26 protein-coding genes and 2 tRNA genes are annotated in these 24,843 nt (G+C 40.3%); 11 read left to right on the top strand and 17 right to left on the bottom strand.

What is annotated here, in order from left to right; translation table 11 throughout:
* Positions 1-83: 83 nt before the first annotated feature.
* The 9 genes from LXL81_RS01920 to LXL81_RS01885 all read right to left on the bottom strand — a co-directional run bounded on the left by LXL81_RS01920 (position 84) and on the right by LXL81_RS01885 (position 4,831).
* Positions 84-1,040 (bottom strand): NAD(P)/FAD-dependent oxidoreductase, encoded by a 957-nt coding sequence (locus LXL81_RS01920; RefSeq protein ID WP_234645012.1) that lies wholly within the window; start codon positions 1,038-1,040, stop codon positions 84-86.
* Between the two features lie 5 nt (positions 1,041-1,045).
* Entirely contained in the window at positions 1,046-1,294 is a 249-nt protein-coding gene (locus LXL81_RS01915) for a sulfatase-like hydrolase/transferase (protein WP_234645011.1), read from the bottom strand.
* Positions 1,291-1,521 carry a hypothetical protein gene (locus LXL81_RS01910; RefSeq protein WP_234645010.1) on the bottom strand — a complete coding sequence of 77 codons (231 nt, stop codon included), beginning with the start codon at positions 1,519-1,521 and terminating at the stop codon, positions 1,291-1,293. Before LXL81_RS01910 ends, LXL81_RS01915 begins: the two co-directional genes overlap by 4 nt.
* Entirely contained in the window at positions 1,463-1,720 is a 258-nt protein-coding gene (locus LXL81_RS29230) for a sulfatase-like hydrolase/transferase (protein ID WP_409013843.1), read from the bottom strand. The genes LXL81_RS01910 and LXL81_RS29230 overlap by 59 nt, the downstream gene beginning before the upstream one ends.
* Positions 1,721-3,249: 1,529 nt before the next feature.
* Positions 3,250-3,534, bottom strand: coding sequence for a type II toxin-antitoxin system YafQ family toxin (locus LXL81_RS01905; RefSeq protein ID WP_234645009.1), 285 nt, complete (start codon positions 3,532-3,534; stop codon positions 3,250-3,252).
* A 2-nt stretch (positions 3,535-3,536) separates the two neighbouring features.
* Positions 3,537-3,728, bottom strand: a complete 192-nt coding sequence (locus tag LXL81_RS01900; protein WP_234645008.1) for a hypothetical protein — start codon at positions 3,726-3,728, stop codon at positions 3,537-3,539.
* Positions 3,729-3,777: 49 nt separating this feature from the next.
* On the bottom strand, positions 3,778-3,987 hold the full coding sequence (locus tag LXL81_RS01895) for a hypothetical protein (RefSeq protein ID WP_234645007.1): 210 nt from the start codon (positions 3,985-3,987) through the stop codon (positions 3,778-3,780).
* Between the two features lie 62 nt (positions 3,988-4,049).
* On the bottom strand, positions 4,050-4,223 hold the full coding sequence (locus LXL81_RS01890) for a hypothetical protein (protein WP_234645006.1): 174 nt from the start codon (positions 4,221-4,223) through the stop codon (positions 4,050-4,052).
* Positions 4,223-4,831 (bottom strand): recombinase family protein, encoded by a 609-nt coding sequence (locus LXL81_RS01885; RefSeq protein WP_234645005.1) that lies wholly within the window; start codon positions 4,829-4,831, stop codon positions 4,223-4,225. Before LXL81_RS01885 ends, LXL81_RS01890 begins: the two co-directional genes overlap by 1 nt.
* A 404-nt stretch (positions 4,832-5,235) precedes the next feature.
* Here LXL81_RS01885 and LXL81_RS01880 point away from each other — a divergent pair, with 404 nt between their 5' ends.
* The 3 genes from LXL81_RS01880 to LXL81_RS01870 all read left to right on the top strand — a co-directional run bounded on the left by LXL81_RS01880 (position 5,236) and on the right by LXL81_RS01870 (position 8,255).
* The gene (locus LXL81_RS01880) at positions 5,236-6,213 is read left to right on the top strand and encodes a T9SS type A sorting domain-containing protein (RefSeq protein ID WP_234645004.1); all 978 of its coding nucleotides are present in this window, start codon (positions 5,236-5,238) and stop codon (positions 6,211-6,213) included.
* Positions 6,214-6,235: 22 nt separating this feature from the next.
* Complete coding sequence (locus LXL81_RS01875) at positions 6,236-6,883, top strand: hypothetical protein (RefSeq protein ID WP_234645003.1); 648 nt, start codon at positions 6,236-6,238, stop codon at positions 6,881-6,883.
* A 172-nt stretch (positions 6,884-7,055) separates the two neighbouring features.
* Complete coding sequence (locus LXL81_RS01870; RefSeq protein WP_234645002.1) at positions 7,056-8,255, top strand: tail fiber domain-containing protein; 1,200 nt, start codon at positions 7,056-7,058, stop codon at positions 8,253-8,255.
* 182 nt (positions 8,256-8,437) lie between these two features.
* Here LXL81_RS01870 and LXL81_RS01865 read toward each other — a convergent pair whose 3' ends face one another.
* The 4 genes from LXL81_RS01865 to LXL81_RS01850 all read right to left on the bottom strand — a co-directional run bounded on the left by LXL81_RS01865 (position 8,438) and on the right by LXL81_RS01850 (position 10,376).
* Positions 8,438-9,451, bottom strand: coding sequence for a transposase (locus LXL81_RS01865; protein WP_234645001.1), 1,014 nt, complete (start codon positions 9,449-9,451; stop codon positions 8,438-8,440).
* The gene (locus LXL81_RS01860; protein ID WP_234645000.1) at positions 9,423-10,010 is read right to left on the bottom strand and encodes a transposase; all 588 of its coding nucleotides are present in this window, start codon (positions 10,008-10,010) and stop codon (positions 9,423-9,425) included. The genes LXL81_RS01865 and LXL81_RS01860 overlap by 29 nt, the downstream gene beginning before the upstream one ends.
* A gap of 190 nt (positions 10,011-10,200) precedes the next feature.
* Positions 10,201-10,274, bottom strand: a tRNA-Asp gene (locus LXL81_RS01855).
* A gap of 25 nt (positions 10,275-10,299) precedes the next feature.
* Positions 10,300-10,376: transfer RNA gene (locus tag LXL81_RS01850), tRNA-Asp, on the bottom strand.
* Positions 10,377-10,535: 159 nt separating this feature from the next.
* On the opposite strand from LXL81_RS01850, the gene LXL81_RS01845 reads away from it, so the two are divergent.
* The 4 genes from LXL81_RS01845 (at position 10,536) to radC (ending at position 14,953) form a co-directional block, all read left to right on the top strand.
* The gene (locus LXL81_RS01845; protein WP_234644999.1) at positions 10,536-11,636 is read left to right on the top strand and encodes a Nif3-like dinuclear metal center hexameric protein; all 1,101 of its coding nucleotides are present in this window, start codon (positions 10,536-10,538) and stop codon (positions 11,634-11,636) included.
* Between the two features lie 106 nt (positions 11,637-11,742).
* Positions 11,743-12,489 carry a zinc ribbon domain-containing protein gene (locus tag LXL81_RS01840; protein WP_159466785.1) on the top strand — a complete coding sequence of 249 codons (747 nt, stop codon included), beginning with the start codon at positions 11,743-11,745 and terminating at the stop codon, positions 12,487-12,489.
* 228 nt (positions 12,490-12,717) lie between these two features.
* Positions 12,718-14,178, top strand: a complete 1,461-nt coding sequence (locus tag LXL81_RS01835) for a hypothetical protein (protein ID WP_234644998.1) — start codon at positions 12,718-12,720, stop codon at positions 14,176-14,178.
* 70 nt (positions 14,179-14,248) lie between these two features.
* A complete protein-coding gene (gene radC, locus LXL81_RS01830; RefSeq protein WP_234644997.1) occupies positions 14,249-14,953 on the top strand; it encodes a RadC family protein in 705 nt (234 codons plus the stop codon).
* A 1-nt stretch (position 14,954) separates the two neighbouring features.
* On the opposite strand, the gene LXL81_RS01825 is transcribed toward radC, so the two are convergent.
* The 4 genes from LXL81_RS01825 to LXL81_RS01810 form a co-directional block, all read right to left on the bottom strand.
* A complete protein-coding gene (locus LXL81_RS01825) occupies positions 14,955-15,761 on the bottom strand; it encodes a DUF3298 and DUF4163 domain-containing protein (protein ID WP_234644996.1) in 807 nt (268 codons plus the stop codon).
* Between the two features lie 200 nt (positions 15,762-15,961).
* Positions 15,962-16,696: a LytTR family DNA-binding domain-containing protein gene (locus tag LXL81_RS01820; protein ID WP_234644995.1), complete on the bottom strand. Its 735-nt coding sequence runs from the start codon at positions 16,694-16,696 to the stop codon at positions 15,962-15,964.
* An 84-nt stretch (positions 16,697-16,780) separates the two neighbouring features.
* The gene (locus LXL81_RS01815; protein WP_234644994.1) at positions 16,781-17,854 is read right to left on the bottom strand and encodes a sensor histidine kinase; all 1,074 of its coding nucleotides are present in this window, start codon (positions 17,852-17,854) and stop codon (positions 16,781-16,783) included.
* Between the two features lie 104 nt (positions 17,855-17,958).
* Positions 17,959-18,603, bottom strand: a complete 645-nt coding sequence (locus LXL81_RS01810; protein WP_234644993.1) for a histidine phosphatase family protein — start codon at positions 18,601-18,603, stop codon at positions 17,959-17,961.
* 83 nt (positions 18,604-18,686) lie between these two features.
* On the opposite strand from LXL81_RS01810, the gene LXL81_RS01805 reads away from it, so the two are divergent.
* The 4 genes from LXL81_RS01805 to LXL81_RS01790 all read left to right on the top strand — a co-directional run bounded on the left by LXL81_RS01805 (position 18,687) and on the right by LXL81_RS01790 (position 24,819).
* The gene (locus tag LXL81_RS01805; RefSeq protein WP_234644992.1) at positions 18,687-19,112 is read left to right on the top strand and encodes a hotdog fold thioesterase; all 426 of its coding nucleotides are present in this window, start codon (positions 18,687-18,689) and stop codon (positions 19,110-19,112) included.
* A 61-nt stretch (positions 19,113-19,173) separates the two neighbouring features.
* Positions 19,174-20,424, top strand: a complete 1,251-nt coding sequence (locus tag LXL81_RS01800) for a chorismate-binding protein (RefSeq protein ID WP_234644991.1) — start codon at positions 19,174-19,176, stop codon at positions 20,422-20,424.
* 153 nt (positions 20,425-20,577) lie between these two features.
* A complete protein-coding gene (locus LXL81_RS01795) occupies positions 20,578-21,687 on the top strand; it encodes an efflux RND transporter periplasmic adaptor subunit (RefSeq protein WP_234644990.1) in 1,110 nt (369 codons plus the stop codon).
* 36 nt (positions 21,688-21,723) lie between these two features.
* Positions 21,724-24,819, top strand: coding sequence for an efflux RND transporter permease subunit (locus LXL81_RS01790; RefSeq protein WP_234644989.1), 3,096 nt, complete (start codon positions 21,724-21,726; stop codon positions 24,817-24,819).
* Positions 24,820-24,843: the final 24 nt, after the last annotated feature.

Genomic DNA, 24,843 nt, shown 5'->3' with positions numbered 1-24,843 from the left:
GCTTTCAGTGCGAATTTGATTTTTTGATAATATGTGTGGAGGAAAAAATGTGCTTGTAAAATATTTTTAAGGTAGAAAACGGACTAATGGACATTTCCAAACAGGTCTTTTAATACCTGTTTTGCCGCGTAATAACCACATAAACCATGTACCCCACCACCCGGAGGAGTAGAAGCTGAGCATAAGTAAATTCCTTTTGCAGGAGTCCTGTAAGGAGATAAACTCAAAACAGGGCGGCTGTATAACTGCGCCAGGTTTTGAAGTCCACCGACAACATCACCGCCTACATAATTCGGATTATATTCCTGCATTTGCATCGTGTTAAATGTACTTCGTTTCAGAATTGTATCTTTAAAACCCGGCGCAACACTTTCGACCTGATTTTCGATAATATCCGTCATATCAACCTGAGAGCCGTTTGGAACATGACAATAAGCCCACGCGGTATGTTTTCCTTCAGGAGCGCGGGTTTTATCAAACAAACTGGGCTGCGATAATAGTACATACGGTTTATCAGAGTGCCTGCCCTCCGAGGTTATTTTTTCACTGTATGAGATATCTTCAAAAGTATTGCCAAGATGCACTGTCCCTGCCCCGGATGCATGTTTGTTGGTAAAAGGAATCGGTTCGTTGAGTGCCCAATCTATTTTAAAAACACCCATACCGTACTTAAACTTTTTCAATCTGCTGATGTAAGAAGTTCCAAGCTTGTTCCCGGCGATTGAAATGAGCTGCCTGGGCCCAACGTCAAAAAGTACTGCCTTTGAAGAAGGTAATTCGTCTATGGATTTAACAAACTGGCTTGTCTGAATTTTTCCTCCAAGAGAAATAAAGTACGAAGCCAACGCGTTGGCAAGGGATTGTGAGCCCCCTTCTACGATTGGCCAGCCACCAATATGAGCCGCCGAGGTCATCACGAGCCCGATGGCGGAGGATGCGATATTGTTAAAAGGCTGGACCGCATGAGCCGCAACTCCTGCCCACAGGCCGCGTGCCTGTTTGGTTTTAAACCGGTTTGCCGTCCAGCTGATTGGTGGCAAGGCTTTCAAATTAAAAGATGCCAGAGCAATCGAAAAGGAACATTGATCCCACCCCCGTAGAGCGACATCTTCCCACCCCCCAAAGGCGCATTGTCAGTTGCATGCGTGTAGGGCGCGCCGCCGTTGTCGCTCAGGAAAATGATCAATGTGTTTTCTTCCAAGCCCAAATCCTCCACTTTTGCATTGATATCGCCTACCGCCTGGTCAAGTCCGGTTATCAGCGAATAATATACAGCCTTGTTCAGGTCTTTCACGCCTTTGGCCGTTTAATGGTCCACATCTTGCTGCGTCGCCTGAAAAGGTGTGTGCGGCACATTGAACGGAACATACAGAAAAAAGGCTTGTCTTTGTTTTTTTCTATGAATTGCGTGGCATCTCTGGCGAGGGCATTGGTGTAAAATTCTTCTACTTTAATGATCTCGTTATTGCGCCTCTTCGCTGCCGGACCTGTGGTGCCCGCTTCCCATATATAAGAGTGCATAACGCCCGGGTGGTGAACATGATGGTTTTGGTATTATCGTCAAAATAGGAGAAAGCCTCGTAAACCCGTAATGGTAATCGAAACCGCGTTGCAATGGTAAAAACTGCTGGCTGAACCCCGGATGCCACTTGCCGATAATACCGGTTTGGTAACCGTTCTTTTTTAAAAGATCCGATATTGTAATTTCCTGAACGGGCAAACCCTGAGAACAAAATAGATATCTCTAACCTGAGAAAGTCTTTCAATACCAAATTCCTTGCACGCAATGACCTGCAGTTCTTCCTTATACAATATGTCCCTCTCTACTTTCTTTTTTGAAAGTTTAAATCTAGCTAACGGATCACCAGGAATCCATCCATTATTGACACAGCTAATAACAATCTTTTTAAAATTGGTAAGATATTTTACCGTCGCGTTTTGTCCACAACCACGTTCAGGCTGACTAAAAAATCAATTACAAGCACATCAGACGCTTTTTAGATTTGAGCATTACCGAACGTTTTGGTGATCTAAAACGCAAAAAATCCTGCTAAAATTATACTTTAACAAGATTCTTAACTTTTGCAAAAAAGGTGCGGTCTGGACGGGACTCGAACCTAACCAATATAACACTGTATATCAATTAATTGCGAATACCAATATTTCAAAACTACACGTTTTACGCACTGATTTCCCCGTTAAGTCTTTGAAAACCATAAGTGGCGTTTATTGCAAAGCATCCTGTTGAACTTAACTCCTAATTTTTGAGCAGCAATTCGTACAATTATAAAGTTTTAAAAAAGTAACTGATTTGACAATTAAAAAACTGAATGTTAGCGATTAAATTTGCCAGTCATTGATCGATTTGGGAATCACTTATATAAGATCTTTAATATAATAAGTAGTTATTAGCACAAAGCGCTGTACTATTTCAAATTAATATTGAGCTACTTAGAGTGAAAGGTATTTCTTTGCTTTCAATTCATTTTTTATGACATTTGATCTGAAATGTAGTATTTCCTACAACCGAATTAAGTTCGTTTTGAGACTTTAAATGACTTTTGGTTTTGACAACAGTACTTGTTGATCCATTATATAGCTCCACAATAATTTACATGGTGTTGCTATCGTTTTTTGAGACAAGGTGGCATATAAGTTTATTGGTTAACATACTGAGTCTCGCCCCAAAACTGCTGTAAGTAGTTCCCCGAAAATAAGTTAATATACTTTTTATGTTCAATAAGATCTTTTGTATTTCTATTCTTTTCAAAACATGCTGAACGTAAGGGCTAGCTTTTCTCTATGAGAATTAAAGTCATATCAGTGGAAATTTTTACGGTTCATTTTGATCTTATCTTACCGGAAAAACGAGTGATGAGATTAGTTCATAATGACTACAAATGTAAAACACGCATAATAAAAATATCGTTAAGTGACGTATAATAACATCTACTGAAATTTTTTTTTCAATGGAGATCATGATAGAAAGCTGAATGAAGAGAGCAGGCATATAGTGCCAAAATTCATAGTGATATCCATTTGTGCCCCATACGTAAAATATCACTATGACTGTCAAGTATCTAAATAAACTAAATGCAACAATATTACAAAACACATAAATAATTGGGTGAATTTTTCTCAATTTACTGTTACGTTTAAATAAAATTCACGGTCTCTCAATTTCTGGGCAACTAAAACTTGAAAACTGGAATAATTAATTTCTTCACAAAAGAGCTTCGTTTGTTGGGATCATTTAAATAGATCAGAGTGCGTACCCGTCCTGACCAATTCAAGTAGCATAAGTTTTTCGCCTTCATCCCAAATTAACAATAAGTCTGGTTTAACATGACATTCCCAATAACCACTATATTCTCCTTTCAATTTGTGCGGCTTGTGCTTTTGATCCAACCCCTTAGCTCCGAGTATTGCAAGTTCATTAACGAAATCTTGCAATAACTTAAAATCAACAACACTACGTTTTTTAAGCAATTTCAAATCTTTGAGAAATTTATTAGAAGTAACTACTTGAAACATGTTCAGATACTTTTAAATAATTCATCTACACTATTGAATTTCAATCCTTTCCCCTCTTTAAGCTCCTTCATCGCTTTAATTGTTTCCTCGTTTGGAATTCTATCTTCCGAAATAATCTTACCATGAATCTTACTTAAAAATTCCTTAAAAAAAGACGTTTCTTCTTCGGGCAATTCAATTGTTAGTGTTATCATTTTAAAATACCGTTTATATTTTATACTAAATCGCTCAGTAAATAGAATACTATACTTCAATTAGAAGCTCGTCCAAAGATTGCAATTTTGCTTTTCCTTCCTTGTGCAGCCTTACATCCTTTGCAGCTTCTTTCAAATCATCCCATAGGTTAATCGACCCAGAACTCATGGGTTTTGCATTTTTGACAAAAGAAAGACTTCTAAGAACTTTCATTCCAAAAGTTGCATCATTATCGGGTATTTCAACTAATATTTTCATAAATTGGTATATTATAACAATAAACAAATATAACCCTTTTAGGTTATATAAAGTGACATTTATTAAATATTTATTATCTCAATTTTCTTTCCCATTAAATTCAAAAGTTCCTCAATTTCAATCACTTTTACAAGAAGCCTTGCTTTATCTCTGGTTGAATGCTCCACTCGTTTTTCCCTAAGCCTGGCTAGCTCGAATGGTGTAATGTCTTCTATCAATTTTGCTATCTCTCCCATCAACGTTTTTTTAAAATCAATGTTTTTAATTCCAGATCACTATGCTGTTGAATGAGCTTCAAATATCTGTAATAAGTAGCTCGACTCAGCCCCATTGGGATATAAACTTTCTCTGGTTCATAATCAGGAGCCTTAATAAGACGCCTTATAATGGATAACTTCCCAACAGTATCGGCTTTCAACCCTTTCGGTCTACCTCCAAGACGTCCCCTAGCTTTTGCAGCCTGTAACCCAGCGGTAGTTCGTTCTCTAATCAACTCTCTTTCATACTCTGCCAATGATGCCATTATATTTAGAAATAATCTTCCGTTGCTGGTAGACGTATCAACCCCATCCGTTAGCCCTTTGACTACTACGTCTTTCTGATTGAAATCAAGAACAAGATCAATGATATTTTTCAGGCTTCTACCAAGCCTGTCTAGTTTCCAAACGACAATAGTATCACCTACCCTAAGTTGACTGATCATTGCATCAAGTTCCGGACGCTCCTTTATGGCTCCTGAAATTTTCTCTTTGTAAATTTTTTCACAACCTGCATTTTTTAACGCTTCAATTTGAAGATCTAAATTTTGATCCTTTGAAGAAACTCTGGCGTAACCTATTATCATATTTGTCTCACAAACTCATGTATACTCAAATGTATTGAACTTAGATTAATGATACAAGTTATTGAGACATGAGGATTAAAAAATAAGATGCGTAACCGGCCCCAAGTCTCAATCTCACTATACCTCCGTTTTTATGGACACGGTTAAAAAAATATAATGGTAAGCTTATTCCAAAACATTAAGAAATATTCCAAAAAATCAATTCTGTAATAACCAAAAGCAACTTTAAATCAGCTCCGGTTACTTAATCGACTTATCTACTGAATTTTACTGTGTAATATGTTTATTGTAGAGCTTATAGCTGAAAGGTTTTAAGTTATAGAATTATATATATAAAGCCCTACTTTTACATGATGTAACTATACGTGTATTTCTCCATCATCTTTTCTTATTAATAACTGCTTATGAAGCATTATTTACTCTATTGCCAGCTGGCACTGCTATGGTCTTTTAATGCCAAGGCGCAATTTACCTCAGGTGCCGAAGGATTTTACATCTCCGCTGGCACCAGTGTTGCTATTGACGGGCTTACATTCCAGCCAACGGCAACATTCAGTATCCAGAACAATACCCTAACAATTTCCCCTGCAGCATTGCCAGGAAGTCCTCCAAGTATAACACGCGTTTATACCTTTGACGCACCGATTACCTTTGCGGGCCGGCTTGGGCAGTTTTACCTTGCCTCCGAACTTAACGGGAACACCGAAACGATGCTGCAGGTAGCTTATCAAAATTCAAAGCCGGTTACCACAGCTGGCAGCGTGGTCAATACCACCTCGCATTACATCTATAATGACCTGATTGCCCCTGCTACATTCAGTGCCGTAACCGCAGCACAGCCCGGTGCTCTTCCGGTCACTTTGCTGGAGTTTACAGCAAAAAAGGAAGCGTCAGCAGCCGCTTTAAACTGGTCAACCACTTACGAGTTGAACAGCGACTATTTTGATTTACAGCACAGCAGTGATGCGAAAGACTGGAACACTATTTCCAGGATCACAGCAGCCAATCAGAGCAGTGGTCTGAAAAACTATGGTTTCTCGCACGGTTCTCCATCAGCGGGCGCTAACTACTACCGGCTCAAAATGGTGGACAAAGATCAGTCGTATGCTTACAGCACGATCCGTGCGCTATATTTTGAACAGCCTTACCAAGTTTCTCTTTACCCTAATCCTACCAGTGAAAAAGTCCGGATCAGCATGGAACATTGGGAGAATATGGCTGCTGTCAAACTTTTAAACGTAAAGGGAAATACGCTTTTTGAGACGCACAAAAAACCGCTGTCCACAGAAATTAATATGAAAGATTTCCCTGCTGGCCAGTATGTAGTTCAGATCCAGTTAAATGACGGAAGCACAGCAGCAATTAAAGTGATCAAACAGTAGCTTATTTTAACTTAACTCAGGAATGAAAAACTTATATACAGCCTGTTTTCAAATTGGAATACGTCCTAAATCAATCAATCACCTGGCAGCATTGCTCATGCTGAAACTTATCTCATTGCAGGCGCAGGTTGGTGTTGGAAAAACCACACCTGACGGGACAACGTCTAAGCTCGCCAGTGGTGCAGTTACCCTTAACAAACTGGCCGCGGCCGACACGGCGGACAGGACCACCTACTTAAGAGGGGATAATACCTCCGCAAAGCCACAGGAATTGATTAGTACAAGTGTTTTTGGTGGATTCGCCGGTAATTCATTTCCTTCCAGTAATTCATATGTGTTTGCAAGACCCAAGACAACGATCACGCTTACTTCAAGCAAACAGATTACTGCATCGGCTGTTGTTGGTTTAGGTTTTCTAGGAAGCAATCGTTTAACTGATAATAATATTCACATTGATATTAGTTTTCAACTGGTTAGTGGTACTATAACTGGTTTAAATGGCGGTAATTACATTGCGCATCGTTTGGTCAATGAAAAGCGAACCTATTCAGCAACAGTATCTCCCATGCTTCCGGCAGGTACGTATCAGATTGGTCTTGCTATAAGAAATACTAGTAATTACAATATCAGCAATAATGATTACGTGAACGGATGGGTTATGGTTTACTAGGTAAAAAACAAAGCACCGTTAATATATTTAAAATGTTATCATAGCTACGGACCGTGAAGCGGTATTTGTTTCGGGCAGTTATATGGTAATTGTAACCAAATCACAAGAAGATAACACCAACATTTGTAGCAATCCAAAACATACAACTTTATCCATTCACTTCAAGAATACTATGAAAAAAACCCTAATTTCTTCGTTTTTTATCGCGATATCTACCAGTTTATATGCCCAGGTAGGGATTGGTCTAACAGAGCCCAAAGCTTTTTTGAACGTTGCAGAAGGAAAAACAGTGCTATTTGGAGCTGATACCGTAGGTGTACAGGCAGGGACAGGTAAAATTTCACCAAAAATGATCTGGTATGCAAGCAATGGTGGCTTCCGGGCTGGAGGAATATCTGATAATTTCGCCTCGAATAACAATTGGGACAAAGCGAATGTTGGCCAGTATTCCTTCGCCAGCGGTGCTGATACAAAAGCAAGCGGATATTATTCAACAGCTATGGGGAATCGCTCGATGGCTATTGGAATTAGTTCTACTGCATTGGGTTCCGCTACATTGGCAATTGGTAGTTATTCAACGGCAATGGGTGGCGGTACAAGCGCATTTGGATTTTACTCAACGGCAATGGGAAGGGATACAAGAGCTCTTGAAGCTTACTCAACTGCTATGGGATTTAATACAGAAGCGAGCGGCTTCATTTCAACTGCCTTAGGCAGTAATACAACTGCCAGCGGGAGTTTATCAACGGCTATGGGTTCTGCTGTTAAAGCAAATCATATAGGGTCATTTATTATAGGTGATAATAGTAGTAGCTTGGGTTCTTACTACAGCACCACAGCTAATAACCAGATGATGATGCACTTTGCCGGAGGTTATGTGTTTTATACCAGCAACGCCGGACAAGAGAACTCCCCATCCGGAATAGAGCTTCAACCCAATGCTAATGCATGGTCAGTGATATCTGACTCAACACGGAAAGAAAACTTTCGTACTACTGATGGGTTGCTATTTCTTAAAAAAATCAGCAGTATGAGGCTGGGAAGCTGGAACTATAAGGGACAGGACATAAAGCAATATCGTCATTACGGCCCAATGGCCCAGGACTTTTTTGCAGCCTTCGGGCACGACGAATTGGGGATAGTCGGAGAAGATAAGTCTATTAACCAGGCTGATTTTGACGGCGTGAACCTGATCGCAATACAGGCTTTAATAAAGGAAGTAGAAGCTTTAAAAGCAGAGAATAAAAACCTGAAACAAGCAGAGATGTCTATGAAAGCAGAAACTCAATCAATGAAAGAGAAAATGCAGCAATTTGAAAGACAGCTTTCCACAATTATGGCCTCCGGTGCCATTTCAAGGGTATCGAAATAAGGAAAGTGTTGCCAAACAGCTCCGTCTTCTACCTCCAAATGGGCAATGGGGCTGACCAAAAAGGGTTCTTTGATTTATAAATAAAAGAGCTTCATTTTAATTTTTAGCTTCGCTATTTAATTCATTTATAAAAAATGGCCAGAAAGTACTCGTAAGAGCAGCTATCTGGCCATTTTTTCTTCTTAAGCTGCTGATTTTTGTCTTTTGAGATGCAGTTTTCTCAGGTTGTGGGCCTTAGCAACCAAGGTAAACTCAGTAGTTACCTTTTTAAGGCCTCTAAGATGGAAGCGGCGAAAACCCATGTTGGCTTTTATGTCGCCAAAGCAGCTTTCTATTTCAGTACTTCTTCGTCTGCGGAGCTCAAAACCTTTCTGTGAGTTAAGGTTGTCCCGTGCCTGTTGCTTATATTGATCAAGCCGCTCATTAACTTTGAGTGTACGGTTATGCCCTTGGGTAGATTTACAACAGCGTTCGTAGAATGGGCAATCAGTGCAGTCCGTACATTCGTATTCCTTTATATATGACTGATAACCTGTTTTTTTATGTGTATGCTTATAGCTGCTTCGAAAAGTAAGCTGCTGCTTATTGGGGCAAGTGTAGCTATCCGCAGCGGGATCGTAATAGAAGTTCTCTTTTAAAAAAGGGTTATTCTTATAGGATTTCTTTTGCTCATTATGGAACTGAGGGAATTTCAGATAATTGTTTATCCCCTTGTTTTCCAGTAGCTCATAATTCTCTTCGGTACCAAAGATGCTGTCAGCAATGATGTTTTCAGGGGTCACAGACTGCTGAACTGAGAGCTGATCCAAGTGATCTTTGAAGCAGGTGCCATCATTGGTATTCTGGTGCAGGCTTACGCTGGTAATAAACTGATCTTCACAGCCCGCCAGCACATTATATGCGGGCAGTACCTCAACCTTATTTTTCATCATCATCGCACTGGCGTCCTGATCTGTTACATTATAGCCACTGCGGCTGCCCGCGATAAGAATCTGCTGCTCGTATTTCTCAATCCGATCTGCTGTTTCTACCAGTTGTTTGCCCAGGCTTTGGGCTTTGCGTTTTGTCTTTTTGACGCTGATATTCTTAATCTTTTCATTAAGCTGGTCGATCTGACTGGCCAGAACTTGCCGGCTAACAGGCTGTGATCCATATTCTTCAAGATCTTTATTTCCGTAGGTAAAATTCGGATGCATTCAGCGCATCAATCTCTTTGAGCAGCTGATGGCATTTCTGTTCTGCTGATGCCTTATACCGGAGGGCATTCTTCTTCCAGACCATCTTGTGCTTATTGGCATCGGCCATAAATGGGCTGCCATCACAGAAATAGTACTCCATTTTGATATACTTGTGTTCCATCAAAAACACCAGCATGGAGCTGAACAGCACTTCAATCACTTCTTTGGCTTTGCTGCTCCGGAAAGTATTGATGGTCCGAAAATCTGGCCGGCTCATACCGCTCAGCCAGAAGAAATGGATGTCCTGACCCAGGGCACGGGCTATCTTTCTGCCAGTATATATCTTGATGCAATACGCATAAAGTAAGACTTTCAGCAGCATCCGCGGATGGTATGCGCTGGTTCCCCCACCTTCATAAAGGTTCATCAGCTCTGTGATGTCCATCCGTTCAACTACTTCATTAACAACCCGTACCAAATGCGTAGAAGGTATCAGTTCTTCAAGAGAAGGTGGTAAAAATAATAGCTGCTGCGGGCAGTATTCTTTAAAGACGATAGATTTTTTTATCTTGCTCATGTATTTCTAATGTGGTAATTAAAAATACAAAAAAGCCCTCTATCTACAAAGTAGATAAAGGGCTTTGGCTTTTTGGTCAGCCCCTAAGACACTTTTTAATTTTGAGAGATTTTGAACATCAAAAGCACAAAAAAAATCCTGCTAAAACTAAATTTTAACAGGATTTCTTAAATTTTGCACAAAAAACTTGCGGTCTGGACGGGACTCGAACCCGCGACCCCATGCGTGACAGGCATGTATTCTAACCAACTGAACTACCAAACCAATAGCTTCAATCTTTCAATAAACTTGGCGGTCTGGACGGGACTCGAACCCGCGACCCCATGCGTGACAGGCATGTATTCTAACCAACTGAACTACCAAACCAAGTTAACATTCGCCCGTCGTTCCGGGTTATTGTGGTGCAAAACTAGTATTATTATTCTTGATTGCAATACGTTTGACAAATAAATCTTGTTTAATTTGCAAATAAAAATTCAAAAAAACAAATTCTTTCTGGCTATCAAATAGTTGCAGCTTAAAAAAATGACACAAATAAAAGACGTTATTCATCAACTTGAAAAACTAGCTCCTCCTTCCTACCAGGAAAGTTACGATAATGCCGGATTACTTGTAGGATCACCGATCACGCTGGTAACAGGAGTACTTTTTTCGTTGGATACCACTGAGGAGGTAGTTCAGGAAGCCATCGAAAAAAATTGCAATCTGATTGTTGCCCATCACCCGATTGTCTTCAAAGGACTCAAAAGATTAAACGGCAGCAACTACGTTGAAAGAACTGTCATAAAGGCCATCAAAAATGATATTGCTATTTATGCAATTCACACAAATCTGGATCACGTTATTGACGGAGTAAACTGGAAAATCGCTGAAAAACTTGGTTTAAGTAACGTAAAGGTATTAGCACCAAAAAAGCAGCTGCTTACAAAACTTACTTTTTTCGCTCCCATTGAAAATACCCAAACGATTTTAGATCATATGTTTGCTGCTGGTGCAGGTGAAATTGGTCAGTATAAAAATTGCAGTTTCCGTACGGAAGGCACCGGCACTTTTCAACCCGGACAATCAGCAAATCCTGCTGTTGGTATAAAAGGAAAAAATGAAGAGGTTTTGGAGAACAGAATTGAAGTAATGTTTCCAGCCTATATGCAATCCGCCATTTTGAAAATTATGAAGGATAATCATCCGTACGAAGAAGTCGCCTATTATCTCCAAAATCTGGAAAACGAAAACCAGGAAGTTGGTGCGGGTGCGATTGGGGATTTATCGCAAGCGATGGAGCCGGAAAGCTTTTTACAATTTTTAAAAAACCAGATGCAAACGCCACTCGTTAAACATACGGTGCCGTTAAATAAAAAAATACAAAAAGTTGCTGTTTGCGGAGGCGCGGGAAGTTTCCTTTTATCAGACGCCATTCGGGCAAAAGCAGACGTTTTCGTTACTGCCGATTATAAGTACCATGAATTTTTTGATGCCGATAATAGCATCATGATCTGTGATATCGGCCATTTTGAGAGCGAAGTATTCACGAAAGATTTATTATACAACTATTTATCAGGAATTTTTAGTAATTTCGCACTCTGTTTGTCAGACGTCAATACTAATCCGGTACGATATTTTGTTTAATAATAAGTTATTGAGCAGATTAGTACCAAAATAGTAAGAAGAAGAGATTCAGCCTTATAGTCCCACTCATATAATACGCATTGAAACAAGTCCATTAAAGACATACATGGAAAATACAATCGCACAAAAATTAGACGCTCTCCTGAAACTTCAGGAAATTGATTCAAGCCTGGACGAAATCAGAAAGACCCGTGGCGATCTTCCCGAAGAAGTTAGAGATCTGGAAGACGAAATCATTGGTTTTGAAACAAGAATAGGAAAATTCAAAAGCGAAATCGCTGCACTGAACGCAGAAATCGATAGCTTTAAAAATGCCCAGAAGGATGGCGAAAAGCTGATCAAAAAGTATAAAGATCAGCAAATGAATGTTCGTAACAACCGCGAATACGATGCTATCACAAAGGAAATTGAATTGCAGGAACTTGATATGCAATTGGCTGACAAGAAAATCAACGAAGCCAAAGCCCGTATCAGATTGATCGAAGATGATGCAAACCGTGCAGAATCTACTTTGAATGAAAGAAATGAAGATTTGAAAGCCAAAAAAGGTGAACTTTCTCTGATCACAAGCGAAAGCGAAGCTGAGGAAAAAGGTCTTTTAGGAGAACGCGAAAAACATATCAAGAAAATCGAAGAACGCTTGTTGAAATCGTATCAAAAAATACGTGACAATTCGATGAACGGTCTTGCTGTTGTACACGTATCACGTGGCGCCTGCGGAGGATGTTTCAGCATCGTTCCTCCTCAAAGACAAGCAGATATCCGTGAACGCAAAAAACTTATCGTTTGCGAACATTGCGGAAGAATCCTTGCCGATGTTGAAAGCGTTGAGCCAGTTCACCAACGCCGCTAGGGTTTTACAGAAATTATAATATTAAAAGGTTGTCTTCACCGGACAACCTTTTTTTGTGCTTTTGATTTAATTGATTTCCTGTCGAATAGCAGAGGATAACTTTCTCTTCTTAAATTTGCAGGGCTAAGGCTAATTTTCTCAGAAAGTAATCCAGTGAAAAAATATAAAATCATTAACAAATCAAAATTGAAAGTTTACGCTAATATTTTTTTAGTTATACTCTTGTTTTTGAGTACCTTACAAACAGAGGCCGCAAACTATCACGATGTTCGTTTCACTCCAAAATTGCAAAAGGCGTATTTTGAAATACAAAAATTAAGGATTGAACCTGCCCGGGTATTGATTGAAGAAGAGCGGAAAGCAGATCCGGAAAATGCTTTCATTACCTATCTCGACAATTATGCAGATTTGCATTATCTCCTGATTTCAGAAGACAAAGCTGCCTTTAAAGAATGGAGTAACAAGGAAGACAGCCGCTTGCTGGATCTGACCAAACTGTCCAATTCCTCGCCCTATAAGCGTTTCTTTCAGGCTGAGATCCGGATGCATTGGGCATTTATTAAAATGAAATTTGGAAATGAAGTAAGCGCTTCCTGGGACATTATCAAAGCTTATCATTTGTTACAGGACAACAGAAAAAAATTCCCGTCATTTAATCCCACACTAAAATCGCTCGGACTTTTACATGTATTAATCGGCTCTGTACCTGACAATTATACCTGGGTCACCAAAATTCTTGGATTAAAAGGAAATATAAAATTAGGCATTGAGGAGATACAGTTTGTAGAGCGCGAAGAGCCATTTTTTAAACAGGAAGCGCAACTTATTGACCTTCTTTTGCATGCCTATACTTTGCAGCTTAGCGATGCGCAGAGAAACCTTGTGCAGCAATTACCAAAAAGTCAGCCTGATAATCTGTTACTTCACTTTTTTGCAACAACAATTTTGATGAAAGAAGGCCGAAGTGAGGATGCACTTTATTATCTGAATTATGCACCCAGCGGCGAGGACTATATTTCGTTTCCCTTTCTTGATTACCTGCGTGGGGAAATTGCTCTGCAAAAAGGTAAATATGATATCGCCTTTTTCTTCTATTCCAAATTCCAACAGAAGTATAAAGGCTTTAACTTCATAAAAGATAGCAACTTAAAACTTTTTATGAGCCGCTGGCTGGCCGATCGTGATTCCGAAGCGATTCAATATATCAAGCTGGCCGGAAGTAAAGGAAGCACTATTGTTGAAGGTGATAAATTTGCACAACGTTTGTCAGAAGAATATGCAGATGGCAAAATATTACCTGATCAAAAAATCCTTTACAAGGCGCGGTATTCGACAGACGGTGGATATTTGACGGAGGCCTGGGATTTTATTGATAATTATACCGAAAAGTCTTTTTCATCGCCAGCAGATAAGGCTGAACTGAATTATAGGAAAGGCAGAATTCTTCAAAAAATGAATCAAATTGATCGTGCTATTCCCTATTATGATCGGGCAATATTTTTGAGCTCAGGGACTTCTCAGACTTTTGGACCGTCCGCTGCCTTACAGATGGGTTATATTTCCCGGGACAAAAAGAATAAAACTCTGGCTGTCAGCTATTTCAAAAAAGCCATGTCCTACAAAAAACATGAATATAAAAATAGTATCGACAATAAAGCAAAAGCTGCGCTTACGGAATTGGGAGAATAATACCGATATCTGACAATTTTCTGCATGACTAAAAATCATTTCTGGCGTCATAGGGATTAAAAACTTTCCTATGTCAGAAGACAATCTTTATAATCCAAACAACATTCGAAGCTGGGCAGAAGAAGACAGGCCACGCGAAAAATTACTTCTGAAGGGAAAAGCAGCATTGTCCAATGCAGAGCTGATTGCCATCCTGATAGGTTCCGGCACGGTGAAGTTATCTGCCGTTGATGTCGCCAAAGGAATTATGAATACCGTTCATAACAACATTAGTGAGCTGGCGCGTCAGGGTATTAAAGACCTGATGAAAAATAAAGGTATTGGAGAAGCAAAAGCCATAACCATTATTGCCGCTCTTGAACTGGGACGCCGCCGGACCGATCACATTCCAGATCAACGGAGGATTATAAACACTTCCCAGGCGGTTTACGACGAAATGCGACAACATCTTCAGGACAAAGCACATGAAGAATTCTGGATCGTGATGCTCAACCGGGCAAACGAGGTTATGAAGTCTGTGGCGGTTAGTATCGGAGGCATTTCAGGAACTGTATGTGATCCAAAAATGGTCTTCAAACATGCGCTGGAAAATATGGCCAGTGCCATTATTTTGGTTCACAATCATCCTTCCGGCCAGTTGAAAGCCAGTGAACAGGATATTAATCTGACCAAACAATTAAAAAAATGCGGAATGATTCTTGATCTGCCGGTGGTTGATCATATCATTTTTACCGATAAGGGATTTTTGAGTTTCGTGGACGAAGAGATTTTTTAACCTAAAAAATCAGTTCCTTTTTTACAATTCCTTCCAGTTCAGAGTAAGGGATTGTAAACGTGATTGCACCACGGGCATAAGCCGCAATTTCGTATGGATTGTAATAAAAGAAAATGCCTTCTCTCGTAAACGCGTAGTTTGCCGGTAGAAAAAATTTATGATTCATTAGAAAATACCCGGCGTTTTCAAGGTTGGTTGTATCTGCTATATTTTCAAGTTTCCTGAATGACTTTTCAACTTTTTTTAGCAAAGCAACAGAATCCGAAAGGAAAGTAGTTGACTTTAACTCTTTCCCGGTTGTAATATTAAAAACATAGTAAGTGCGAAAAGTATTTGGGTGTGCGCCGCCGGTGTATGAATAATGATCCATTTGATACTGCATGATTTTCGGGGAAACCATAACTGTATCGCCTTTCAAATCAACTTCCCAGCATCCCGGAGCCTCAGGAAATTTAGTTTTGAATTTTGTATAATTGGAAGAGAAAACGTCGTAAGCATTCCTGATACTTTTATCAGATCCGGGATGAGCTGCTATACTGGCAGAATCTGCATAATCGTTTATCCGGTCAATTAACTTTTGATTTAGAAAAGCACGGATCGTACCAGCAGCTGTGTCCTGACCAACGGGCTCCCAGACATTAATCCTTAAACTTACTCCGCCGATTAGTGTTGTATCACAATTCCCCAGCTCCATTTTATTAAATTTCCCTGCTCTTTCTGTTTTGACTTCTTCCTTTTTAGTGGAAGATGTACAGGCATAAAAGAAAATAAGGATGCTAAATATTAATAGTTTTGGGAAAATATGCATGTTGATTTTTTTAGGTTGATGAGTGAGTTGACTAAATAATTATGAGAAGGTTTGTATAGCTGTGCGTTGTATGGATAATTATTAAAGTTTGTGTTGCCGTGATTTGTATGGATAATTATTCAAAGTTTGTAAACCCGTCCGACGGTAAAAAAACCGTCGGACGGGTACGGCCCATAAACGTCCGACCAGTAATAAAAAATCTACAAACTCATCAATTCTTTAAACCGAATTGCCTGCCGACGTGAAATTTCAATTTTATCTCCACCTTGTAAAGTCACCAAAAGACCACCGCTGAACCAGGGTTCAATTTTTTCTATCCAGTGAAGATTGATAATATGTTTACGGTTAGCTCTGAAATAAGTACCCGGATCGAGTCTTTCTTCCAGGTTGTTAAGCGATTTTAGTACCAATGGTTTCTGATCGTCAAAATGCAGCCGAACATAATTGCCCATGGATTCAAACAATCTTACTTTTCCCAGTTTGACAAACCAGCATTTTTCACCGTCTTTAACAAAAACCTGATCATTTTCTCCTAGAATTTTTTCTACCCTTTCGTGGTTCGAAACAGGAATTTCAGTATGTGCCTGGTTTTCTTCAATTCTGTGGATTGTTTCTTTTAACCTTTCTGTATCGATCGGTTTCAACAAATAATCAAGCGCATTAAATTCAAACGCTTTGATCGCATATTCATCATAAGCAGTTGTAAAAATAACTTCCGGACTTTTTCCTTCAATAGAAGATAACAGCTCAAAGCCGTTTTTACCCGGCATTTGTATATCAAGGAATAAAAGTTCGGGTTGTAAATCGTCGATCATCACCAAAGCTTCCTCCGCATTGGCTGCTTCTCCTACAATTTCAATTTTGGTATACGGTTCAAGTAATCTTTTAAGTTCATTTCTTGCTAGGCGTTCGTCGTCAACAATAAGAGTTCTCATGGCAGTTTTCGGGAATTGTTTATTAAATAAAAATCTTGAATCGTTACTTAAAATTAGAATTCGGTGACTTACAAAGATAACGGATTAGTCAACCTGCAAAAGCTGCATCTGATCAGAAAGTGTAGGAATTCTCACTTCTGAGCAAACAACGCCCTCCTTTTCCTGAAAAATCCTGAACGATGCGCCTTTGCCATATAATATGGAAAGTCTTTCCGCTGTATTCTTCAACCCCACCCCACCCGAGTCCATATTTTCCAGATTACTTGGCGCACTAATTAAATTCCCCGTATTTCTGATCAAAATAATCAGCGTATCGTCTTCAATATCCGACTTTACTTCCAGAAAACCTCCACCCATTTCCTTTGAAACACCATGTTTGATACCATTTTCCACCAAAGTTTGTAGCATCATCGGTGGAACCTGCCAGTAAACTGCCTGGGGATTGGATTCAATGGTATATTGTAAACGCTCTTCATATCGAACTTTTTCTAGTTCAAGATAATCTACAACTGTTTTTAATTCTTCCTGTAAATCAACCGTTTTCCTCCGGTCAGCCAGAAGAGAATTTCGTAAAATATTGGATAACTGTGTAATGCTTATCTGCGCCCGGGACGGATCTTCAAAAACCAACGCCCGGATACTGTTCAGTGCGTTAAATGTAAAATGCGGATTCAGCTGAGAACGTAAGACTTTCGCCTCGGCCTCACGCATGGAAGTTTTCAACATGATTTTCTCATAATCGGTCAAACGGTTTTGTTCAACATAATGATAAACCGTATAGGAAAGTATCCAGGCCAGTAAGTTCTTACACCAGCCGGCATAATAATTCCAGAAAACGAACGGCTGGTTCATCAGATTTTCTTCTAAAATTTTTCGATCAAGAGGAAGATTGACCACCGTCATAATTAAACCTAAAAATAATACAGAAGCTATCCCCCGCAGGGCAAGCCTGGGCAAAGGCAGTGTGGACCAGTTCCATCTGCGGATTACAAGCCTGTAAATATGTGTGAGCGTAATGCCCAGAAGAATATTCGCAATGCTGCTATAAAAATTGGTGCGGTCAAATCCGTATTCAAGGGTGTATAACACAAACTCATACATAATGAGCAAGGTCCAGCCCACGATTTGCAAAGTCCAGTATATTTTCCTTTTGGACATCAGTTAAAGGTTACAGCTGAAAAACTAAGCCACAAAAGTATAACACCCCGGCCAGTTTTCCGCCATAAATACATCAATGGAATTGCCCGTACACAAACGGTCTTCTACAAGGTTTGGGGAATTTCAAGTGAAAGCAGATGCGTTGTGTCGTTTCTGACCTCCATCTCAAAAAGACCGGTATCGTACGAATAATTGATGCGGTACAAACACAAATTGCTGTGTTCATAATCATCCATATGAATCAGCGATTGGTTGAACAAAATTGTCAGCAAAACGCGCATTGCCCGGCCGTGCATGGCTATAAGGATATTTCTTTCATGCGGGCGGGATAGAATTGTTTCTACCACCGGAATCTGACGGTCACGTACCTGGATCGGGCTTTCACCACCTTCGGCCGCACTATCAAAATCACCGGCTTTCCATGCAAGCACAAGATCGCGGTAGTAACCTATGTCTCCGGTGTTCGGTTCTTTTCCTTCACGGAGGCCCCAGGAAATTTCATTCAGCCCCGCGTAACTTTCGTGTGGAATTCCCTGTTTTATAAAACCACGGACAGACTGATGCGTCCGCTGTAAGTTTGAAGTATATATTTTGTCAAAAGGTACATGCTGGTAAGCATTAAAAAAAGCAGCAGCCTGGGCCTCTCCCCATTCATTCAACATAGAATCTACACCACTTCCCTGAACTACTCCTCTACGATTAAGATCAGTTTCACCGTGGCGAATGAGATATATAGACTTTCTTTTCAAAATAATTGTATTATTTAAATATTATTTTTGCAAATACCTTGTTTTTGACTAATATAGCAGGTACAAATTTATACAATTTTTATATGTTCGCAACATCCATTTCTCTTGACGCCATTCATTCTTTTAGCAAAAACACTATTGCCGATCATATTGGTATTGAATTTATGGAAATAGGAACAGATTATATTGTGGCGCGGATGCCGGTTGATCATCGCACGCATCAGCCGTTTGGAATTCTGCATGGCGGAGCGTCCGTTGTTCTGGCTGAAACACTGGGAAGTATTGCTTCATTTTTATGTCTGAAAGATCCGGATAATCAACATGCGGTCGGGCTTGAAATAAATGCAAATCATCTGCGGCCGGCAAAGAACGGATTTGTTTATGGACGTGTTACACCTATACATGTTGGAAGAACGACGCATATCTGGGATATAAAAATCACAAATGAGGAAGACAAACTGGTTTGCGTGAGTCGTTTGACAGTCGCCATTGTAAGTGCGAACCGTTAATTTCAACAAAATTAAGTTATGGGATTCAGGGCAGGCCTTTGCCTGTTTAAAGATTATATAAATGATTTCGACACAAATTAGAACGGCCCAGTCCATTTTAGAACGTTTTGAAGCAGAAGAACTTTGGAAAGCAGCAAAAGAACTGGGTTTTCCATGTGCAATGTGGAAACTTCCTTATACCAGTGAAATAAAATTATTAATATCGATCAGAGAAGGGATCCGCAGCTGCCAGCCGGATGTTGACAAACTTTCTCCGGGGTTCATGATCAGTCCCTTTCATTGGAATGAAAATGAAAACGTCCTTTTTATGGAGGGCGATATTATTGCGGTTTATTCCGAAAACGGTCAGCTTCAACAACTTGATAATAAGCTCGGGGAGGAACATCCGGAAGTTATAAAACTCATTAACTCCGCATCTGAAATTAAAAAAAGCGATACCGGCAAAAATCCTGAAAACCAGCCTTTGCTTATTTCTACGCTACCTGATCAGCACACAAAAGTACGTTTTGAAAGAACCGTAGAGCTTGCCGTTTCTGCAATCAAACAAAAACAGTTTCATAAAGTCGTTTTGTCCCGAACAAAAGAACTTTCCTACACTGAGCATTTTCAACCTGCAAAAGCGTTTCAAAAATTGGCAAAAGCATATGCTCATGCTTTTGTTTCTCTTGTTAATCTACCAGATCAAAAAGAAATCTGGTTAGGTGCCAGTCCTGAAGCTTTGGTACAACAAACGGCAGAGGGGACTTTTACAACCATGTCCCTTGCGGGTACTCAAAAAGCAAAAGACGAAAACGGAGATCTTCTGGCAAAATATGACATTAAGTGGGGCCAAAAAGAAATTGAGGAACAGGCTTTGGTAAGTCGTTACATTATTGAATGCTTTAAAAAAATTCGATTGAGGGAATATCTGGAAACAGGCCCGAAAACTGTTTTGGCAGGAAACCTTTATCACCTCCGGAGCGATTTTGAAGTTGATACCAACGCACTCAATTTTCCGGAGCTGTCGTCGGTTATGCTTCGGCTGCTTCACCCGACGTCTGCGATCTGCGGAGTTCCAAAAATTCCAAGCCTTAAATTTATTTCAGAAATTGAAGGATATGACCGTTCTTTTTACAGCGGTTTTCTTGGACCGGTTCAGGTTGAAGGTGATACGAATTTATTCGTAAATCTTAGAACCGTTCGGCTGAAAGATGGCACTGCCACGTTTTATGCCGGTGCAGGCATTACGGAAGACTCAATTCCTGAGCGCGAATGGGAAGAAACTGAGCTCAAATGTGATACACTTCTGAAGGTGATTGCAAAAGAATTTTAAAAAAATTCCATCGGGCCGTTAAACTTTTATAGTAGAAAACTATCCAACCCGTGTTACATTTACATAACATTCAGGAAACTTGCACGTTTTCTGGTTGTTAACTATTCCTAACAATTTAATAATTTAAAAATACCTTGAAATAGTACTACCTTTATGAATTGCATTCTTCCAGGTCCGGATTTTCTATATCGATCCAGTTTAAAAAAATCTTTTCTTTCTTCTCTTTTCCTTGCCGCTTTTAGCACTGTGCTTTTTTCTTGCGGTGAAAAAAAAGATACTTTCAAAAAAAACGACGGCAAATCTGCTCCCACAACTGTCGATGTAATTATTGCATCAAAAGAAAATGTGAGTGATAAAGTTGAAGTAAACGGTACGGTTGTTGCCAATGAATTTGCAGAATTACATCCCGAAGTAAGCGGACTTCTGACTTTTCTGGATGTTCCGGAAGGGAAGACGATCCAGAAAGGAACAGTTATCGGGCGGATCAACAGTGCAGACCTTACCGCTCAGATGAATAAATCTAAAATTCTTTTAGATAATGCCTTAGTGACAGAAGATCGGTTAAAGAAACTAATAGCCATTAATGGTGTTAATCAGGCTGATTACGACCTTGCTATCAATAACTCTAATTCGCTGAAGGCGGATATGGCATATACCCAGGCTTTAATTGACAAAACAATTATTCGTGCACCATTTACAGGTGTGGTTGGTTTGAGAAAAGTCAGCGCGGGATCTTATGTGTCTCCTGTGACAGTTATTGCTACAATGCAGCAGTTAAGTAATTTAAGGATTGATTTTACGGTACCGGAAGTGTACCAGACATTTGTCCAGAAAGGGAGTACCGTTGATGTTATTATTGATCAGAAAGGCACCATACAAAAAGCAAGGATCATCGCGACTGAACCCATCATTGATCAGTCGACACGAAATATTACGGTGAGAGCAGTTTTGGCATCAGGAAGCCCTAGCCCAGGTTCTTTTGCGAAGGTTCTTTTGAATGCAGGAGCGCAAAAAAGCAGTATCCTGATTCCTACGAACTGTATAATTCCGGAATCGAGAGATAAAAAAGTCGTTACGGTAAAAGGAGGAAAGGCAGTTTTCGTCAGCATACAAACTGGCGTTCGTAAGGCTGATTTTGTGGAAGTTACAAGTGGTATCAGCGTTGGTGATTCCGTTGTAGTTTCAGGGGTATTGTTCGCCCGTCCCGATGCGCCTGTGAAAGTGAGAGCAGTAAAAACCCTGAATTCAACAAAAGCTGAATAATGATATTCGGTTCCTGATTCCCAGACCAACCAACCTATGAATATTTCGGAATTATCACTGAACCGGCCAGTACTAGCCGTGGTTATGAACCTGCTCATCATCCTTTTTGGAGTGGTAGGTTATAACTTTTTGTCTTTGAGGGATTATCCCGCCATTGACCCTCCCATTGTAAACGTCCGGACCAGCTACACAGGTGCGAATGCCGATATTATTGAAAGCCAGATTACCGAACCACTTGAAAAAAGTATCAATGGTATTCCTGGTATTAAGAGTATAAGTTCTTCCAGCCAGATCGGTTCAAGTAACATTACGGTTGAATTTAACCTCGAAATTGACCTTGAAGCTGCCGCCAATGACGTGCGCGACAAAGTAAGTCAGGCCCAGCGAAATTTACCGCAGGATATCGATGCTCCACCGGTTGTGGCGAAGGCTGATGCCAATAGTGATTTTATCCTGCTTCTGGCGGTGCAAAGTCCTTCAAAAGGGCTTTTGGAGTTGAGCGAATATGCAGAGAATGTTTTGCAGCAAAGTTTGCAAACGATTGACGGTGTAAGTGCCATTAATATTTTTGGTCAGAAAAGATATGCGATGCGTATCTGGCTGAATCCCGATCAGATGAGTGCTTATAATGTTTCATTCAATGACATTAACACAACATTGACGGCAGAAAACGTAGAACTTCCCGCAGGGAAAATTTACGGTAATGAAACCGAACTTACCATCCGTACGATGGGAAGGCTGACTTCTGAAAAGGAATTTAGTGATCTTATCATTAAAAATGACAGTACCGGAATTGTCCGGCTTAGCAATGTTGCCAAAGTTGAGCTTGGTCCTGAAACGGAAGAGCAAAGCTGGAAATATAATGGTGTATATGCAGTAGGTTTGGCTGTAATTCCACAACCAGGTGCCAACTACGTAGAAATTTCGGAAGTGTTTAATAAACGCCTTGCAGAGATTGCTAAATCGAATAAGTCAGATATCACTTTCAATGTATTGATTGATAATACCCGTCTTGTTCGTCAGTCCGTAGAAGAGGTGGAAGAAACGCTGATCATATCGTTCGGGCTTGTGGTTATTGTAATTCTTTTCTTTTTCCGGAATTTCCTGGTTGCCGTACGCCCTTTGATCGATATTCCGATTTCCCTCGTGGCTACGTTTTTTGTCATGTACCTTTTCGGTTTTTCAATCAATATCCTGACACTTTTGGGAATTGTTTTGGCAACCGGACTTGTGGTGGATGATGGTATTGTAGTAACAGAAAATATTTTCCGAAAGCTTGAAGAAGGCCTCCCTATTCGAGAGGCTGCACTGGAAGGTAGTAAAGAAATTTTCTTTGCGGTTATCTCGACTTCGCTGACGCTGGCCGTTGTGTTCCTTCCCGTAATTTTCCTTGAAGGATTTGTGGGAAGTTTATTCAGGGAATTTGGTATTGTAGTGGCATCAGCCGTATTGATCTCTGCCTTTGTTTCCCTGACAATTACACCAGTTCTGAACGTGTTCCTGAACCGTAAAGATGCCGGTCACGGATGGTTTTACAACAAAACTGAACCGTTTTTCACCGGAATGGAGAATGGCTACAACCGAATGCTTTCCGGTTTTATTAAAGTACGCTGGATGGCCTGGGTTCTGGTATTGGTCTGTGTTGGAATCATATATTTTACATACAAACATTTGCCAAGCGAACTTGCTCCGATGGAAGATCGCAATAGTGTCCGTCTGAGTATGTCGGCACCGGAAGGTACCAGTTATGACAAAATGCAGGGTATCGCTGATGAAGTTGTTAACTACCTGAACGACTCTATTCCTGAACGAGATTTTGTATTTTCTTCTACACCTGGTTTTGGTGGAGGCGGTGTTAATGCTGCTTCCGGCCGGATTGGTTTGGTACCAGCCGGTGAAAGAAAAAGAAGCCAGAACGACATTGCAATGGCTATTAATAAAAAACTTCCGCAGTTTAACGATGCCCGGATTTTTGCTGTTCAGGAACAAACCATTGCGGTGGGTATTGGCTCACGTGGTGCGCTTCCGGTACAATTTATCCTTCAAAATCTCGACTTTGCAAAACTTTCTGAAGTACTTCCAAAGTTTTTGGAAGAAGCCAGAAAAGATCCTGTTTTTCAAAATGTTGATGTTAACTTAAAGTTTAACAAACCCGAAGTTCAGTTAACGATCGACCGTTTAAAAGCGCGTGACCTTGGTCTTTCAACTACCGATGTAGCCGCAACAATTCAGGCTGCATTCAGTGGACGGAGGTTAGCCTATTTCATCCGTAACGGGCAGCAATATCAGGTTATCGGACAGGTTGAACGTGCAGATCGTGATAAACCTGCGGATATTGAAAAACTATATGTAAGAAATAACCGGGGACAAAATATTCCTTTGACAGCCGTTGTGAATATGGTGGAGCAAAGCGGCCCACCTACATTATATCACTACAACCGGTATAAAAGCGCAACCATTTCTGCTTCTCTTGTTGAAGGAAAAACAGTTGGAGACGGTGTATTGGCGATGCGCACCATTGCCAATAAATTGCTGGACGAAACTTTCCAAACCTCATTGAGCGGACCTTCGAGGGATTATGAAGAAAGTTCATCCAACACAAGTTTTGCATTTGGATTGGCCCTCCTACTGGTTTATCTGGTACTCGCAGGTCAGTTTGAAAGTTTTACAGATCCATTTATCATCATGATTACCGTTCCTCTTGCTTTGGCAGGAGCACTTTTGAGTTTGTATATTTTTGGTTTAACCATCAATATTTTCTCTCAAATCGGTATGATCATGCTAATCGGGCTTGTGACAAAAAATGGTATCCTGATTGTGGAATTCGCCAATCAGAAGCGGGAACATGGTATGAAACGATTGCCAGCCGTTATCGAATCAGCAACTCAGCGTTTGCGCCCGATTTTAATGACCAGCCTAGCAACGGCTTTTGGCGCGTTGCCGATTGCATTAAGTTTAGGTGCGGCGGCTACAAGCCGTGTGCCACTGGGTGTTGTAATCGTAGGTGGCTTGACATTCTCTCTGATTTTAACCTTGTTTGTAATTCCGGCGATATACACTTTTATATCCCCTAAACATAACAAACACAGAGAAGAACTGGCAGCCGCGGAAGAAGCTCCGGCCACCGCTTAAAAACGAATTGTTTAATCATCATAA

The sequence above is a fragment of the Dyadobacter sp. CY356 genome (assembly GCF_021440195.1).
In the GTDB taxonomy this organism is placed as follows: Bacteria; Bacteroidota; Bacteroidia; order Cytophagales; family Spirosomataceae; genus Dyadobacter.
Note: the sequence above shows the minus strand (reverse complement) of the source record. Positions and strands in the feature narration are given on the sequence as shown.